Source organism: Brevibacillus schisleri, assembly GCF_055685845.1.
The window spans coordinates 4,827,795-4,843,748 of sequence record NZ_JBVNDM010000001.1 but is presented as its reverse complement, the minus strand read 5'-3'; the positions used below and the strand labels follow the sequence as shown (position 1 = coordinate 4,843,748).

Sequence of the window (15,954 nt, the reverse complement as noted above, 5' to 3'; positions counted from 1 at the left end):
TGAATAACGATCACCTGGAGCGGATGAATATGAGCTACCGGAAGAGAAGATTCTGGTTAAGCTTATCGGATGCAGGAATTATCAGCTTGGCTGTCTGGTTGGCCTGCCTGGTTCGATTTGATTTTTCTTTCACGGAGATAAGCGACTATCAACCTATGTATTTGATGATTGGCCACGTACTGTTCGTCGTGACAGGCATGCACTTTGCTCAACTCTATCGACCTGTTTTTCGCTATGTCAGTGTTCGCGAACTGGTCTCGATCATTTTTGCCACGAGCTTTTCTGTTTTGGCTCTCTATCTGGTACTAAAAATGACGTACCTGCTTGGTTGGTCCGTCCGATTTCCCACCTCACTCTTTCTCATGACACTAGCCTTTGTTTTGCTCGGGATGACAGGCTCTCGGTTTGTATGGAAGTGGTGGTATGAAGGGCGGGAGAAAAGAACGCAGGATCGCAGGCGCACATTAATTATCGGAGCAGGTAGCGCAGGGGTGCTCGTAGCCAGAGAGATGAAAACCTCGCCTTTGTCGGAGCTGCGTCCAGTGGCTTTTATCGATGATGAGCCCAGTAAACAAAATCTGCGTGTGTACGGCCTGCCCGTTGTAGGGAATCGGGCTGACATTGCCCGTGTCGTTCAACGACTTTCCATCTCGGACATCGTGATTGCGATGCCATCTGCTTCCCGACAGACGATTAAGGAGATTTTTGATATTTGCAAAACAACGAGAGCGAGCGTCAAAATTTTGCCGCACGTAGCAGATATCATCAGCGGAAAAATCACGATGAACATGATACGGGATGTAGCGTTGGAAGATTTATTGGGAAGAGAGCCTGTTCAAGTCAATCTGGAAGAGATTACGGGGTACTTGCGGCAGCAAGTCGTACTCGTGACAGGAGCGGGCGGCTCGATTGGGTCTGAGCTTTGCAGACAAATAGCTAGATTTGGCCCAAGGAAACTGCTTCTCTTGGGGAACGAAGAGAACGGTATTTTTGAAATGGGCCTGGAGCTCTCGCGTTTGTTTCCTGAGCAGGAGACGGTCAGCTTGATTGCAGATATTCGTGACAGACAAAGAATTGCTTCGATTATGCATGAATATCGTCCCGCCGTTGTTTTTCATGCGGCAGCCCACAAGCATGTGCCGTTAATGGAGAACAACCCGTGTGAGGCATTAAAAAATAACATTCTGGGTACGAAAAATGTTGCGGAATGCGCGCTGGAAACCAGCGTCTCTCATTTCATCCTGATCTCGACGGACAAGGCAGTGAATCCAACCAGTGTGATGGGGGCAACGAAAAGAATTGCTGAGCTACTGATCCAGGGTTATAACCATTTCGGACTTACCCGGTTTGCGGCTGTTCGCTTTGGAAATGTCCTGGGGAGCAGGGGGAGTGTCGTTCCCGTTTTTCTCAATCAAATACGGGCAGGTGGACCGATTACCATTACGCATCCAGATATGGAGAGATTCTTTATGACCATTCCTGAGGCTGCCCAGCTTGTTATTCAGGCGGGAGCACTCGCTCAGGGAGGGGAAATATTCATTCTCGATATGGGGAAGCCGGTCAAGATTGTCGATATGGCCCTCGACCTGATTCGCTTGGCTGGCTTGGAGCCCGGGAAGGATATTCCGATCGTATTCACGGGAATTCGTTCGGGTGAGAAGCTGTACGAAGAAATTTTGACGGCGGAAGAAGGCTTGTCGTCTACTTGCCATAATCGCATCTTCATAGGGAAGCCGCTCGATTTTTCCTGGAATGAGCTCTTGGCAGGGATCGCCCGGTTGGAGCAAATTGCAGACAAGGGAGCGACGATGGAGGATAAACAATCCATCATCGAGATTTTGCAAGGGATCGTGCCAGGCTATCAATCCACTTCTTACGTGAAAGAAGAGTCTACGCCAGTCCCTTATCCAGTGGCGATCGGATGAGCGTCAGCAAATGGAAGGAAAGGATCGCCACGATCAAGTGGAAGCGGCTGCTAGCATGGGCGGGATTGATTTGTCTCATCAGCTTGAGTGGTTATGGTGTGTACGTCTATCTGTCGTTAAAAGAAACAGCCAACAAAATGTACCTCCCTGTCCGCACGCAGAAATCTGTCGAGATACCTGTAGCGACTGAACCAGCATCTGTGAGACAAACGTCGACCATGAATTCCGCAGAAGGAGCTACACCGCCTGCGGCTGAAGTGGAGAACTCCGCTATCTTGGCGAAAGAACCGATCACTCTACTGCTTCTTGGCGTTGATGAACGAGAGAATGACAAGGGGCGCTCAGATGTCATCCTCGTACTCTCCGTCAACCCGAAAACGAAATCCGCGCTCCTCATCAGTATACCGCGTGATACACGAACCGTTATCGCTCACAAAGGTACCCAGGATAAGATCAATCACGCCTATGCATTCGGCGGCGTGCAGCAGGCAGTAGACACCGTCGAGCAGTTTCTCCAATTACCCGTTGATTACGTGGTGACCGCGAATATGGAAGGGTTCGCAGGTGTGATCGATGCGCTGGGCGGAGTGGAGGTAAACAACAAGCTTGCCTTTACTTATGCCGATTACACCTTTCCTGTCGGTCCCATCCAGCTAGACGGGAAGCAAGCCTTGGTCTACGCTCGCATGCGCTACGAAGATCCGAGAGGCGACCTCGGGCGCAACGAAAGACAGCAGGAAATCATCAAAGCATTGCTGGACAAAGGGGTAACTCTTGCATCGCCTACTCGATTGAATGATGTCCTTACGACGATGGGGAAATACGTGAAAACGAACATGACCTTTGATGTGATGAAACAGCTTGCCCTAAGCTACAGTACGGCAGTTACCTCCGTCGAGACGATTCGTTTGGAAGGAAAGGGTCAAATGATCAATGGAATCTACTACTATATTGTCAGCCCGCAAGAGCGTAAGAGGTTGACCGAGAGTCTTTCAACTTTTCAAAAACAAATCGAACCTCCCGTACAACTGCCGAAAGAAGGAAGTGACAGCATAGCGGGGCAAAGGGGGAAGCAGGATGAATGAGGAGCTTAATCTTCGTGAAATACTCCTGATGTTGTTGAAGCGATGGAAGCTGATCCTTTTGATTACCTCTTTATGCACCATCGGAACAGCGCTCGTGAGCTTCTATTTACTAACACCGATTTATCAGGCTAAGACGGAAATATTAGTGAATCGCTCGCTGGATTCAACCGTAGAGAGCATGCTATCCGTCGCAGAAATTGATTCCAATCTGAAATTGATTGAGACCTATCGCGTCATTATTGAAAGTCCACGGGTGATGGAGCGCGTGCTCGAAGTGATCGGGGCGGGCTCTACGATGGAGGAGCTGCTGCTTCAAACAAAGGTAGAGCCAGTCAAGGACTCGCAGGTCATTTCCATTACGGTAGAAGATCCGGATCAGGGCAGAGCAGTGCTCATCGCTAATACAATCGCGACGACCTTTCAGGGAGAAGTCGTCAAAATGCTCAGCATGAACAACGTGCATATTTTGGCGGAAGCCCGAAACAATCCGGCGGCCATTCCAGTGAGTCCAAAGCCGATCCTCAATTCGGTGATCGCTTTTGTCCTCGGGTTGGCAACATCTATGGTCGTCGTCTTCTTACTCGTGCAGATGGATACCCGACTTCAATCGGAAAAAGAAGTGGAGGAGTTTTTAGGCTTACCTGTACTGGCAACGATTGCGGTGATTGATAAAAAAACGCGGAAGGCATTTCGCCAGCCCAAGGTGGAGGAAGTGAGGAATGAGTATGAGAAGGCAGAAGCCTGATGATCGTTACCAAAAGCTGATCGCCCATTGGGAGCCGCTGTCTCCGCTGGTAGAGGGCTACCGTACCCTTCGCTTAAACATTCAGTTTTCCATGGGCGACAAGCTGATGCAAACGATTTTAGTCACCAGTCCAGGGGCTTCTGAGGGAAAAACGATCACTGCTGCCAACCTGTCCTTGATGATGGCAAAGGATCACAAGAAAACGGTGCTGCTTGATTTTGACTTGCGCAATCCGCGGGTACATTTCACTTTTGATATGCCCAATCTGTACGGGATCAGTTCTTACTTTTCGGATATGTGCCAGATTCCCGATATCATCCAACCGTCTGGGGTGTCAGAGCTGTCGATCATTACGGCAGGGCCAATCCCGCATAATCCAGCGGAAATGCTCGGGACGCCACGGCTCTTGGAATTGATGGACTATCTGCGCCACAACTATGATTTTGTCATTGTCGACAGCCCGCCATTAATCGTAAGCGACGCAATGGTGCTGGCGAGGGAAATGGACGGCTGTGTCATGGTGGTGGATGCTAGCAAGACGAAGCGGGATTCTGCTGTCAAGGCGGTAGAGCAGTTAAAAGCAGCAGGAGCCAATCTGCTTGGTGTTGTTCTCAACAACAAAAAGGTAGGGAAGAGAGAAGGCTACTACGGATATGGGTACAACGCATAGCAGAAAGCGGGGCGTTTGTAGGCATGCATGCCCTCAAATTAGCTTGGCAACGACAATGGGGCCGTCTCAATAAAGATCGCGATGTTCACGAAGTGATTCGGGGCTCGGCCTTCACGTTTTTGTTTCGGCTCCTTGGCTTCGTATTGCTCTATCTCTTGCAGTTCTACATTGCCAGAGAGTATGGAGCCGAGAGCTTGGGCATTTATTCGCTGACGCTCACCCTGATGAACATCGGAATGGTGCTGGCTGTTTTGGGGACGGATACAGCTATCATCCGCTTTCTCTCGGAGTTTCGCGCGAAAGGCTCGCTTTATCAGATTTCCGAAGTATTCAACAAAGTAGTGCTGTGGGCGACGTTGATTTCGATTGTGCTTGGGGTACTTTTGTATGTGTTCTCAGAGCAGGTGTCTGCCTACGTGTTTGCAGGGGAGCTGCCAGCAGAGGCACTGCGAGTCGTCGCGTGGATGCTTCCGTTTGTGTCGCTCGCAAGACTGTATGCATCTGCATTTCGGGCGCTGCATCGGGTTGTCATCTCGATCACTGTCGATATCGTGGGTATGCGTTTTCTGCACTTGGCGTTTCTCTTTATCGCCATTCCTTTTTTCGAACCCAGTACGATGCTCTTGATTCAACTGCTCGCAGCTGCTGTTTTCTTGAATGCTGTCTATGGGATGGGGCAGTGGTATGCGACAAGCCGAGGATTCCGTAACAGTGTACAGCCGACTGCGGGAGAGCCTAGTGTTGGGTTGAGGGAAATTATTGCAGTCGCACTCCCGATGTATCTGAGTGCGTCGATGGAATTGATCATGACGTGGACAGATATGATCATGCTGGGTATTTTTACGGATGCCAAAACTGTCGGAGTATACAGTGTGGTCATTCGTCTGGCAATGGTGACCGGCTTTGCGCTGATTTCCATCAATACGATCCTCTCTCCCAAGTTTTCTGAGCTGTACGCACGTAATGATATGGACGGCTTGAAAAAGATGATTGCGTTTGCCAATCGGCTCATTTTCTTTACCTCTGCTCCTCTCAATCTGCTGGTGGCGATATTCGCCGTTCCGTTGCTCACTTTCTTTGGCGAAGAGTTTGCGAGCGAGAGTCTCGTCCTTGTGATTTTGTGCATGGGGCAGTTTGTCAATTTTTGCACAGGCAGTGTTATCCCTTTATTGACAATGACCGGGCATCAAAAAACGTCCCGCAATATTCTTGTTTGTTCAGCTGCACTAAACATAATCGGAAACGCTTGTCTCATTCCGCTGTATGGAATTATCGGGGCGGCCATTGCTACTTCAATCAGCTTGATCTGTCGAGATCTTTGTGCTTCGTATTGGGCATCCAAATATTTTGGCTTTCGCACATGGTACATCCCGTTTTTGTCCGAAAAATATTCCGTCTCGCTCCAGGAGACGAGGTCATGAAGAAGGTGGCTTACCGTGAAGGATGAGCTGTATCCGTCTATGTTTTGGGATAGTGAAGAGACACGTCATTGCCGTGTGCAGGTGCAGAAGCCGTGGAGCAGGGAAGAATTTTGGTCGTACTACTTCATTCGTCGCATCTCCATCTATGTGAGCTTACTGCTGACCCGAAAAACACAAATATCACCCAACGCGATTACAATGGGAGGGATTGTCGCCGGACTCCTTAGCGCTGCGGCATTTATGTACGGAACGGCGGCATCCTTTCTGCTCGGCTGCTTCTTCTGTCAGTTGTGCTATTTGGCGGATTGCGTCGACGGGGAAGTAGCCCGCATCCGCAACCAGAAGAGCAAGGGAGGAGAATGGCTGGACATCGGGCTCAACTATGCACTCTACCTAGTGTCATTCGGTGTGATTTACGGAATCACGGATCATCACGCGATGTTGGATCCGTGGCTACTCTATTTGATTTTGCTCTCGATTTTTGCCGAGATTTTGGCGACCAATGGTTCCGATCTCGTCTTTAGCCAAGGGAAAATCTCTCACGAAACAGTCTCTATGAGAAAGCGCAGCAAATGGATCGATGCTTTTGTCTTCCTTTTTCTTACCCAAACGGGCTATCAGTTGGGCGTGTTCGTTACCGCGTTTCTGTGGGCAATCAGCGGTCAGATGCTATTTTTGCTCTTATGGACCTTCTACCACCTGTTCGTCGGACTGGCCAGATCGATGTACAAGCTGAAGCTGAACATCAAATACGTCATGCCATCTCTGAAAGAAGGAGGGGAGTCGGATGAAGGCACTGCTCATGGCGGCAGGTCTCGGGTCACGAATCAACGAGCAAATTGACGGTATTCCCAAGTGTACAGTGGATATCGGGAACCGAACGCTCATTGAAAATACGATAACGGAGCTAAGGCGCAACGGAATTGAAGAGATCGCGATGGTGGTGGGCTATCAAGCCAACTTGATTTTCAAACTGCTCAGAGATGAACCTATTTGTTTTTACCGCAATCCTTTTTATGATCGGACGAATAGTATCGTGTCCCTCTGGTTCGCCCGCGATTTTTTGCAAGGCAGCGATTGCTTGCTGTTGAACGCCGATGTTTACTTTGAATCAAAGGTGCTGGAAGTCGTATTGCAAGAGAACACATGTCCCGTCATGTTTGCTGATCCAGTCCGTCGCTATGAGGGAGATTATAAATTTGGTTATGAAAACGGACTGCTGCTTCGCCATGGAAAGGGACTCTCTCTGGAAGAGACAACTGGCGAATACGTTGGAATTGCCAAGCTTCAAGAGAGCTTTTTGCCGATATTTTTGCGTCGATTGCAAAGGTTGATTCAGGAGAAGCAGTATGATTTATGGTGGGAAAATGTCCTCTATTCCTTTTTGGGCGAAAAGAATGTGTATGTCGCACAAATACCACCGGGATTGTTTTGGGCAGAGGTTGATACGTGGGAGGATTATCGGCGAATCCTGCAATTCACTAACCATCTGGCACACAGGTAAATGATGATCAAGGAAAAGCTCTCCCCGGACAAGATCCTTCTTTTGCTATATGTGGTGCTTAAGCCCTTCTACTTCTTCCCAAGTGGCAATCCGCAAATCGCCGATTTTCTTATGCTGATTTTGATCGCCTACAGCCTCTTGTTTCGCCTGGGGCGGGTCAATCGCAGACTCGGATTGTTTCTCTTCCTTACCCTTCTGTTTTTGTACGACATCATGATGGTGAATGGCATATGGGCGATTGCATTAGGCGGGGAAATGGATGTATTCAGCTCGACCAAGTGGTACATGTACAACGGAGCCGTGATGCTTGCCTTGATTATTTTGTTCAGGCGCAACCCGCAAGAGTACGTCAAATGGATCTTCCTGGCTACATCCACTTCCTTGCTCATTCAGGCATTCCTTCTCGTGTCAGGTCTATCACCGGATAACGGAGAGTTCAGACAATCGTTGTTCTTTAACAATCCGAACCAGCTCGGCTATTTTGGGCTCTTGTGCATGGGAATATGCCTGCTGTGTGCTCGCTTTGTGTCTGTGAAGACCATTCCTCTTTTTATTTCGATCGGCACGGCGTTTAGCATCATTGCAGCGTCCCTGTCGAAAGCAGCGATCATTAGTGCCGTAGGGATGTACCTCGTTTTTTTGCTCCTCTCCATCAAAGAACGAACGGGCTTGTTTTGGATAAATCTGCTTTGCGTGCTCGTCTCGTCCTTCACTGTCTTCTTCATCTATTTGTACACCAACGAAAACGTGCTGAGCGACACATCTATTTACACACAAATCGAAGAACGAATGGTAACACTCGGTGAAGATTCAGATGACAATTTGGCAGCGCGGGGCTATGACCGGATTGCCAACCATCCGCAGTACATTTTGTTCGGAGCAGGGGAAGGGATGTACGAGCGATTTAACAGCAGCATTTCGTTGGAGCTGCATTCTACCTTAGCCAATCTGTTCTTTTCCTACGGCGTAATAGGCACGGTGTTGTTTATTCTCATGATTTATGGGGCGGTCCGTGGGCATCGATTGGTTGCTTGGTATCCACTTGTCTTCCAAGTTTTGTACGGACTCACGCATAACGGAATTCGCGAAACGTTTTTCTGGATCATGCTCGCGCTGTATTTCGTGACAGCCGAAATCAATACGCGTCAGATCAAAAATGGCGGTGATCTGCTTGAAAAAAATCTTGCAAGTATGCGCAATTGACCGCTCTGTAGAAAGCTTGCTGTTTCCCCTGATTGAAAAGCTGATGGATGAAGGCTACGAGGTGCATACCGCGTGTTCGGATACAGGGCGCTTTGATGTGCTAACAGAGAAGGGATTGACGCTTCGAAGTATCCCCATTAAGCGAAAGATCGACCCGATTTCCAATTTGGGCACAATTGGAGCCTTGTATCGGCTGATGAAACGGGAGAAGTATGATGTCGTGCATGTCCATACGCCGATTGCCGCTGTTCTCGGGCGTGTGGCAGCAAGGCTGGCAGGAGTGCCGCATGTCATTTACACAGCGCATGGCTACTTCTTTCATGAGGGAATGAGCAAAAGTACGTATCAGATGTACTACACGCTGGAAAAATGGTTTGCCAGGCATATGACCGACTATCTTTTGCTTCAGAGTCGAGAGGATTACGAGTTGAGCGTGCAGGATGGCTTCTCCTCCCAGATGGAGCGGATTCTGCACATTGGCAACGGTGTTGATCTCACAGAACGCTTTCACCCGCGACTCGTTACGAGAGAAAAGGTCCAGTCTATCAAATCCTCACTGGGGCTTCAGGATGATCATGTGGTGATTACTTATGTGGGACGTATGGTCTCGGAAAAAGGGATTTTTGAGCTGTTGGAAGCCTTTCGCAAGCTGGCGGGCGAATTTCCGCGTCTGCGCCTCTTGTTGGTGGGGGACGTATCTTCCAGTGAACGCGATCAGCGGGGGCAAAACTTCGTGGAGCTTTGTCGACAGCATCCGCAAATTATTTTGGCTGGATTCCGCACAGACATCCCGGAGCTGATGGCCACAAGCGATATTTTTGTTCTTCCCTCTCATCGCGAAGGGCTGCCTCGATCCATCATTGAGGCGATGGCGATGGCAAAACCGATCGTCGCCACGAATATCCGTGGATGTCGGGAAGAAGTCAGCGATGGTGTGAACGGATTTTTAGTAGAACCAAAACAAGTAAGTCCCTTGTATGCAGCCTTAAAAAAGCTCGTAGTGGATTCGAGACTCAGAGAAGCATTCGGACAGAATAGCCGCAGCATCGCGCTTGAGCACTTCGATGAGCGGACAGTCCTTGCGAAGCAGGCGGCTTTATTTGCCCAACTGACTGGTCAGCTACGAGAAGAAAGAGAGCAGGAGAAAGGAGGCAGCGGAGAAGATTGGACAAGACGGGAGCATTCGTCATTTCCCTAGACTTTGAACTTTACTGGGGCGTCCGAGACAAGAGAACCATTCCATCCTATGAGCAAAATTTGTTAGGCGTTCGTCGAGTGATCCCCGCACTTTTGGAGCTGTTTGCCAAGTATGAAATGCACGTCACCTGGGCTACTGTCGGTTTTTTGTTTTGCGAGTCGCGCAAGGAGTTGGCAAGTGTCGTCCCACGGCATCTCCCGGCGTATTCCGATGAAAAGCTGTCACCCTATCCCTATATAGAGACAGATGCGATTGGAGAGCATGAGCAAGTCGATCCGTATCATTTTGCTCCTTCCTTAATCAAGCTAATATCCACTTACCCGCATCAATTCATCGGAAGCCACACCCTTTCCCACTACTATTGTCTAGAGCCAGGACAGACTCCCGAAGCTTTTGCTGCTGACCTTGATTCTTTTCATAGATTAACTCGCAAAAAAGGATACGCTCCATCCAGCATTGTTTTTCCGCGAAATCAGGTGCAGTCCGCTTATTTATCTTTGTGCAAGAAAAAGGGATTCTGTTCCTATCGCGGCAACGAGCAGTCTTGGATGTACCACACAAGAGGGGCTGCCGAAGAGACATTGTTCAAAAGAGCCATGCGGCTGATGGATGCGTATGTGAATCTCTCCGGCCATAACAACTATGTTTCATTGCAGCGTAGTCCAGATGGAATGATCGATGTTCCATCCAGCCGGTTTTTGCGTCCTTATCATCCTCGACTACAGAGGTTGGAAAAATGGCGCATGAAAAGAATCAAATGCGACCTGACTCATACGGCAGAGCACAATCGCTTGTACCATCTATGGTGGCATCCGGAGAACTTCGGGAGCCATATGGAAGAGAATCTCTCCTTTTTGGAGGAAATACTCCAGCATTATTCCATGTTACGCGAGAGGTACGGCATGCAGAGCCTCAGTATGGAGGAAGCGGCAGCGAAGTGGAATCATCAGGAGGTGCGGCATGAAGTCCTTGTTTGATCGTTGCGTATCCTTCCTGATGCTCGTCATACTGTCCCCACTGATCTTGCTGGTGAGTCTGCTCATCCGCTGGAAGCTGGGGTCTCCGGTTTTGTTTGTACAAGAGCGACCAGGTTTGCACGGAAAATCGTTTTTCATTTACAAATTTCGTACGATGACCAATAAGCGTGATGAGAGTGGAGTGCTTCTCTCTGATGAGCAGAGATTGGGTTCATTCGGAACGCTTTTGCGAAAGTATAGCTTGGATGAACTGCCGCAATTATGGAATGTGCTCCGTGGTGAAATGAGTCTCGTAGGGCCGAGACCGCTGCTGATGGAGTACCTGCCGCTGTACACGCCGCGGCAGTTGAAGCGACACGATGTAAAGCCGGGGATTACAGGCTGGGCGCAGGTCAATGGGAGAAATGCAATTGACTGGGAGCAAAAGTTCGAGCTGGACGTCTGGTATGTAGAAAATAGCAGCTTTTTTCTGGATATGCGGATTATCGGTCTGACGATCAAGCGTGTTTTTCAATCGACAGGCATAAATCAGCAGGGCAGCGTCACGGTAGAAGACTTCAGAGGGAGTGAAAACACAGAGCGCGCTGGGAGGGGAGCATGTGAGCCTGATCGTACTGTCGGAACAGGATGATTGGACCGAATATTTGCGACGGTTTTTAAAGTTAGACGTGTCCTACACGAAAGAATTTGTGCAGCTATACGCCAAAATGGAGCAGGGCACGCCAGAAGCTGTTTTTTTCAAGAGTGGGGAGAACGAGGTTTTCTATCCCTATTTGGTCAGACGTCTGGATGGGTGGATTCCCGGCTATGCTGATTTGGTTTCGATTGGATACGGAGGGCCATTTGTCGTGGGAGGACAGACGGCTGCCCGATTGTTCCAGGAGCAATTCCACGTCTACTGTCGGTACAAAAACTATCTGACAGAAACGGTTCGCTTTCATCCGTTGCTGGGGAATGCGGAGCTGTTCGCGGATCAAATGCGACTGGATCTGGTGAGGATGGTAACGGCGGTCGATTTGCGCCCCACCCTTGCCTTCATACGCGCCAACTATACACAAAACGTCGGACGAAATATGAGGAAGGCCGCGGCAAACGACGTCCGGGTTACATTGGGCGGAACCGATCGGCTGCATTCTTTTATCCAGCTGCATCGGGAGACGATGGACCGTAACCATGCCGCGGCGCACTACTACTATGCTCCTGAATTTTTTGGGGGACTCATGAAAAAAACAGCGCTGTGCAAGCCGCGGCTTCTGCTCGCCATGCATGAGGATCGCCCGGTGGCGGGAGTGCTTTTGCTCAGTGGAAAACAATTCGCCCATTATCAGCTAGGGGCATCCCATACGGAAGACATGGCGCTTGGGGTCAACCACCTCCTCTTCGACGCCATGATCCAGCAGGCAAAGCAGGATGGAGCACAGCTACTTCTCCTTGGAGGAGGAAATCTGGATGGAGATGGCTTGTTCCGTTTCAAGTCCTCGTTTGCAAACGGCAATCATTTTCCTTACTGGATGGGCAAAAAAGTTCACGATGAGGAAGTGTATCTGGCCTTGTGCCAAAAACTACAGGTCGATAAGGCTGGCGAGCAAGATTTCTTTCCTGCCTATCGCAATGGAGGGACGTCGTAATGAGTGCGCAGCAGCGGATTTTTTTATCACCGCCACATATGGGGGAGGATGAGCAGGAGTTGGTGGCAGACGCCTTTGCCTCCAATTGGATTGCACCATTGGGGGAACACGTCGATGCTTTTGAGCGAGAGATTGCCCAGTATGTGGGCGTAAAAGCTGCGCTGGCTGTGTCCTCTGGTACGGCTGCTATCCATCTCGGGCTTCGGCTAGCGGACGTCGCTCCGGGTGATACGGTGTTTTGCTCCAGTCTCACCTTCGTCGCCAGTGCCAATCCGATTTTGTACCAGGGAGCGACTCCTGTATTCATTGATTCCGAGGCAGGGTCTTGGAATATGTCTCCGTTGGCATTAGAGCGTGCCCTGCGGGAAGCGGCAGCAGCGGACAAGTTGCCCAAGGCGGTCGTCATCGTCAATTTATATGGGCAGAGCGCCGATATGGGGCCGTTGATGGCGCTTTGTGAGCAGTATGGGGTTCGTGTGGTGGAAGATGCAGCCGAATCGTTAGGGGCTGTATACAAAGGGAGAATGAGCGGCGCCTTTGGTCATGTTGGGACCTTTTCATTTAATGGTAATAAAATCATGACGACTTCAGGTGGGGGAATGCTCGTCTCCGATGACGTTGAGGCAATCGAAAAGGCGCGCTTCTGGTCGATGCAGGCGAAGGAGCCAGCCAAGCATTACCAGCATGAAGAAATGGGCTACAACTATCGGTTGAGCAACGTGCTGGCTGCAATTGGCCGGGGGCAACTGCGTGTTTTGGAGGAGCGAATCGAGGCAAGGCGAGGGGTTTTCAAGCGTTATGAACAAGCCCTCGGGCAATTGCCAGGTATTTCGTTCATGCTCGAGCCGGCGACAGGGCGATCCACACGATGGCTTACGGTGATGACACTTAATCCAGCGGATACAACCCTCTCAGCTGCACAACTGATCGATGAACTGGGCAAAGAAAATATCGAAGCCCGTCCCGTGTGGAAGCCGATGCATCTTCAACCGTTGTTCGCACAGTGCCAATACTATCCACACCAACCTGATGAGAGTGTATCAGATCGGCTATTTGCCCAAGGTGTTTGCTTGCCGTCAGGTTCCAGCCTGACCGCTGATCAGCAAGAGCGAGTCATCGGTGTGATCACGAGCTGCCTCCTGAATCAGAAACAGGGGGTGCGCCATGTATAGTTATGAGCAGCTAGAAAAATGGCGTAGTCTCTGCTCGTCTTCTTTTTACGTATTGGACACAGTGAAGCTCTCTGACAACTATCGTCGTTTCCAACGAGCGTTTACTCGTCGCTATGAGCATGTAGTCGTCGGGTATTCGTATAAGACGAATTACTTGCCGTTTTTGTGCCAAAAGCTGCATCAGTTAGGGGCGCATGCGGAAGTCGTCTCTCGATTGGAGTACGAATTGGCACGGAAGCTCGGCGTCGATCCTGCGTCCATCATTTTTAACGGCCCGCTCAAAACGGAAGACGACATTCACTTTGCCTTAGAGCAGGGGAGTCTGATCAATCTGGATTCTTTTTCGGAAATCCCGTGGGTGGTGGCCTACGCCATGCAGTATCCTGAGCAGACATTTCGGATTGGGCTACGGATCAATGTGGATTTGGCCAGGGGTGGAGTGAGTCCTCTGCAAAATGGATACGAGGTCAGCCGATTTGGTTTTTGCGTCGAAAACGGTAATTTGGAAAAAGCCCTGAGCCAATTGGCTGTCGCCCCGAATGTGCATGTAGTCGGATTGCATGGACACTTTTCCACCAATCGCAGTGTCGGTGTGTATCGCCAAATTACGCGCCATTTATGCCGTTTGGGGAAACAGCATTTGGGAGAGCGGCTTGCTTTTATCGATATAGGAGGCGGATTTTTTGGCGAGCTCCCGACCTCATTTGGGATGACGGCTGCTCCAACCTTTGAGGAGTACGCCGAAGCGATTACATCAGTTGTGAAGGAGGAGCTGGCAGAGTTGGATCATGCGCCACTGCTGATTCTCGAGCCGGGTATTTCCCTTGTGGCAGATGCCGTTGATTTCGTTTGCCGAGTCATCGATGTAAAAGAAAACAGAGGCGAGCGATTTGTTCTCGTGGATGGAAGCATTCACAATGTCAAGCCGACGATGCATTCTCACCTCTTGCCAGCCCGACTTGTGTGCAACCGCAAGCCAGTTCCCGAAGCGACCTATCATGTAGTCGGGTATACGTGCATGGAAAAAGATTATTTGCTGCAAGGCTACACGGGGCCTCTGCCTGATAGCGGGGATTATTTTGTCTTCGGGCACGTGGGAGCTTATACGCTCGTCTTTAATCCACCATTTATTCGGGAGAGGCCGCCTGTTCTTGCCATCGATGGAACTGAAGCGTTCATGGTTAGGGGAAAAGAGACTCTTCAACAATTCATTCCCGAATCGGTTTATCGTTTTCACGTTGACAAGCAGGAGGTAGTGAACTGAATGAACGTACTTGTGACCAGTGTAGGCAGACGAGTTAAGCTGCTCCACTATTTTGTACGCGAATGGGGGGACACTGGCAAAATCATAGCAGTCGACTGCGATCCGACGGCCCCGGCCCTGTACGCTGCCCATCATCATGAGCAGGTGCCGCGTATCGATGATCCTGGTTATCTCGATGCCCTTCTGCACATCTGCCAACGATACGAGATCAAGGCAATTCTCACTTTAATAGACCCTGAGCTGACGTTGTTGGCAGCGCATGCAGATCGTTTCTACATGCAGGGCATCGAGGTGATCGTGTCCAGCCGGGATGTAATCCAGATATGCTTGGATAAGAGGGCAACGTATGATTTTTTGTCCGCGCATCAGATTCCCGCCATTCCCACCTTTACCAAAATGTCCGAGGTACAAGCAGCGCTTTTTGCAGGGCAGATTACGTATCCATTGATCGTCAAGCCGCGGTATGGAAGTGCCAGTTTGGGCATCACACGTGTGGAGAATGACCAAGAATGGTCCGTGCTCATGGAAAAAATGGAGGATGTCGTCATTCAACCGTTCCTACAGGCAGAGGAGTACGGAGTGGATGGCTATGTGGATCTGATCTCGGGAGAGCTGGTGACACTTTTCACCCGCAAAAAGCTGCGAATGCGGGCAGGGGAGACGGATCGCTCCCTCGCGGTAAAAGATCCGCGTCTGTTATCACTTGCGAAGGAACTCATCCGTGTCCTAGAGCCGCGTGGGCCCATTGACATCGATTGTTTTTTGGTCGGAGATCAGTACGTTGTGTCGGAGATTAATCCCCGTTTTGGCGGCGGGTATCCGCATGCTCATGAAAGTGGAGTGAACATCGTTCGTGCGCTTCTCCAAAACATAAAGGGCCTGGTAAATGTGCCAAAAGTGGGGGAGTACAAGGAAGGAAGCATTCTGATGAAATACGATGAGGTCATGCTGTTGGAGTGAGCGCAAAAATATATTTCAGGAGCAGGGCATGGGCAGGAAGCAATAACAAGACATAGACGGCGCACCTGCCCCCTAAGACTCCCGTTCCCTAATGGAAGTGCCTGTATATTCCTGAAATGTGCTACAATCGTACTTGGGCGTCTATCGCGATGCCTACTTTATCAAAAAACAGGAGTGTTACACACCATGATCATCCAGTTCA

General features: G+C 50.0%; 15 protein-coding genes. All 15 read left to right on the top strand.

Going from position 1 to position 15,954, the window contains the following annotated elements; genetic code table 11:
• The first annotated feature begins 29 nt into the window (after positions 1-29).
• The 15 genes from ACUUHJ_RS23025 to ACUUHJ_RS22955 are packed head-to-tail and all read left to right on the top strand — an operon-like array spanning position 30 to position 15,752.
• Entirely contained in the window at positions 30-1,925 is a 1,896-nt protein-coding gene (locus ACUUHJ_RS23025; RefSeq protein WP_472301233.1) for a polysaccharide biosynthesis protein, read from the top strand.
• Entirely contained in the window at positions 1,922-3,010 is a 1,089-nt protein-coding gene (locus tag ACUUHJ_RS23020; RefSeq protein WP_472300024.1) for an LCP family glycopolymer transferase, read from the top strand. Before ACUUHJ_RS23025 ends, ACUUHJ_RS23020 begins: the two co-directional genes overlap by 4 nt.
• The gene (locus ACUUHJ_RS23015; RefSeq protein WP_289673950.1) at positions 3,003-3,755 is read left to right on the top strand and encodes a YveK family protein; all 753 of its coding nucleotides are present in this window, start codon (positions 3,003-3,005) and stop codon (positions 3,753-3,755) included. The genes ACUUHJ_RS23020 and ACUUHJ_RS23015 overlap by 8 nt, the downstream gene beginning before the upstream one ends.
• The gene (locus ACUUHJ_RS23010) at positions 3,730-4,425 is read left to right on the top strand and encodes a CpsD/CapB family tyrosine-protein kinase (protein WP_173610932.1); all 696 of its coding nucleotides are present in this window, start codon (positions 3,730-3,732) and stop codon (positions 4,423-4,425) included. The genes ACUUHJ_RS23015 and ACUUHJ_RS23010 overlap by 26 nt, the downstream gene beginning before the upstream one ends.
• A gap of 23 nt (positions 4,426-4,448) precedes the next feature.
• Positions 4,449-5,846: a flippase gene (locus ACUUHJ_RS23005; RefSeq protein WP_472300023.1), complete on the top strand. Its 1,398-nt coding sequence runs from the start codon at positions 4,449-4,451 to the stop codon at positions 5,844-5,846.
• A gap of 15 nt (positions 5,847-5,861) precedes the next feature.
• A complete protein-coding gene (locus ACUUHJ_RS23000) occupies positions 5,862-6,689 on the top strand; it encodes a CDP-alcohol phosphatidyltransferase family protein (protein WP_289673948.1) in 828 nt (275 codons plus the stop codon).
• A complete protein-coding gene (locus ACUUHJ_RS22995) occupies positions 6,634-7,350 on the top strand; it encodes a phosphocholine cytidylyltransferase family protein (protein WP_289673947.1) in 717 nt (238 codons plus the stop codon). The genes ACUUHJ_RS23000 and ACUUHJ_RS22995 overlap by 56 nt, the downstream gene beginning before the upstream one ends.
• Entirely contained in the window at positions 7,351-8,553 is a 1,203-nt protein-coding gene (locus tag ACUUHJ_RS22990; protein ID WP_472300022.1) for an O-antigen ligase family protein, read from the top strand.
• Positions 8,513-9,751, top strand: coding sequence for a glycosyltransferase family 4 protein (locus ACUUHJ_RS22985; RefSeq protein ID WP_472301232.1), 1,239 nt, complete (start codon positions 8,513-8,515; stop codon positions 9,749-9,751). Before ACUUHJ_RS22990 ends, ACUUHJ_RS22985 begins: the two co-directional genes overlap by 41 nt.
• The gene (locus tag ACUUHJ_RS22980) at positions 9,718-10,728 is read left to right on the top strand and encodes a polysaccharide deacetylase family protein (protein ID WP_472300021.1); all 1,011 of its coding nucleotides are present in this window, start codon (positions 9,718-9,720) and stop codon (positions 10,726-10,728) included. Before ACUUHJ_RS22985 ends, ACUUHJ_RS22980 begins: the two co-directional genes overlap by 34 nt.
• On the top strand, positions 10,712-11,359 hold the full coding sequence (locus tag ACUUHJ_RS22975; protein WP_289673943.1) for a sugar transferase: 648 nt from the start codon (positions 10,712-10,714) through the stop codon (positions 11,357-11,359). Before ACUUHJ_RS22980 ends, ACUUHJ_RS22975 begins: the two co-directional genes overlap by 17 nt.
• Positions 11,328-12,356: a GNAT family N-acetyltransferase gene (locus tag ACUUHJ_RS22970; protein WP_472300020.1), complete on the top strand. Its 1,029-nt coding sequence runs from the start codon at positions 11,328-11,330 to the stop codon at positions 12,354-12,356. The genes ACUUHJ_RS22975 and ACUUHJ_RS22970 overlap by 32 nt, the downstream gene beginning before the upstream one ends.
• Complete coding sequence (locus ACUUHJ_RS22965; protein ID WP_289673940.1) at positions 12,356-13,528, top strand: DegT/DnrJ/EryC1/StrS family aminotransferase; 1,173 nt, start codon at positions 12,356-12,358, stop codon at positions 13,526-13,528. Before ACUUHJ_RS22970 ends, ACUUHJ_RS22965 begins: the two co-directional genes overlap by 1 nt.
• On the top strand, positions 13,521-14,792 hold the full coding sequence (locus ACUUHJ_RS22960) for a type III PLP-dependent enzyme domain-containing protein (RefSeq protein ID WP_472300019.1): 1,272 nt from the start codon (positions 13,521-13,523) through the stop codon (positions 14,790-14,792). Before ACUUHJ_RS22965 ends, ACUUHJ_RS22960 begins: the two co-directional genes overlap by 8 nt.
• On the top strand, positions 14,793-15,752 hold the full coding sequence (locus tag ACUUHJ_RS22955) for an ATP-grasp domain-containing protein (RefSeq protein WP_289673938.1): 960 nt from the start codon (positions 14,793-14,795) through the stop codon (positions 15,750-15,752). It abuts the gene before it with no gap.
• Positions 15,753-15,954 lie beyond the last annotated feature (202 nt).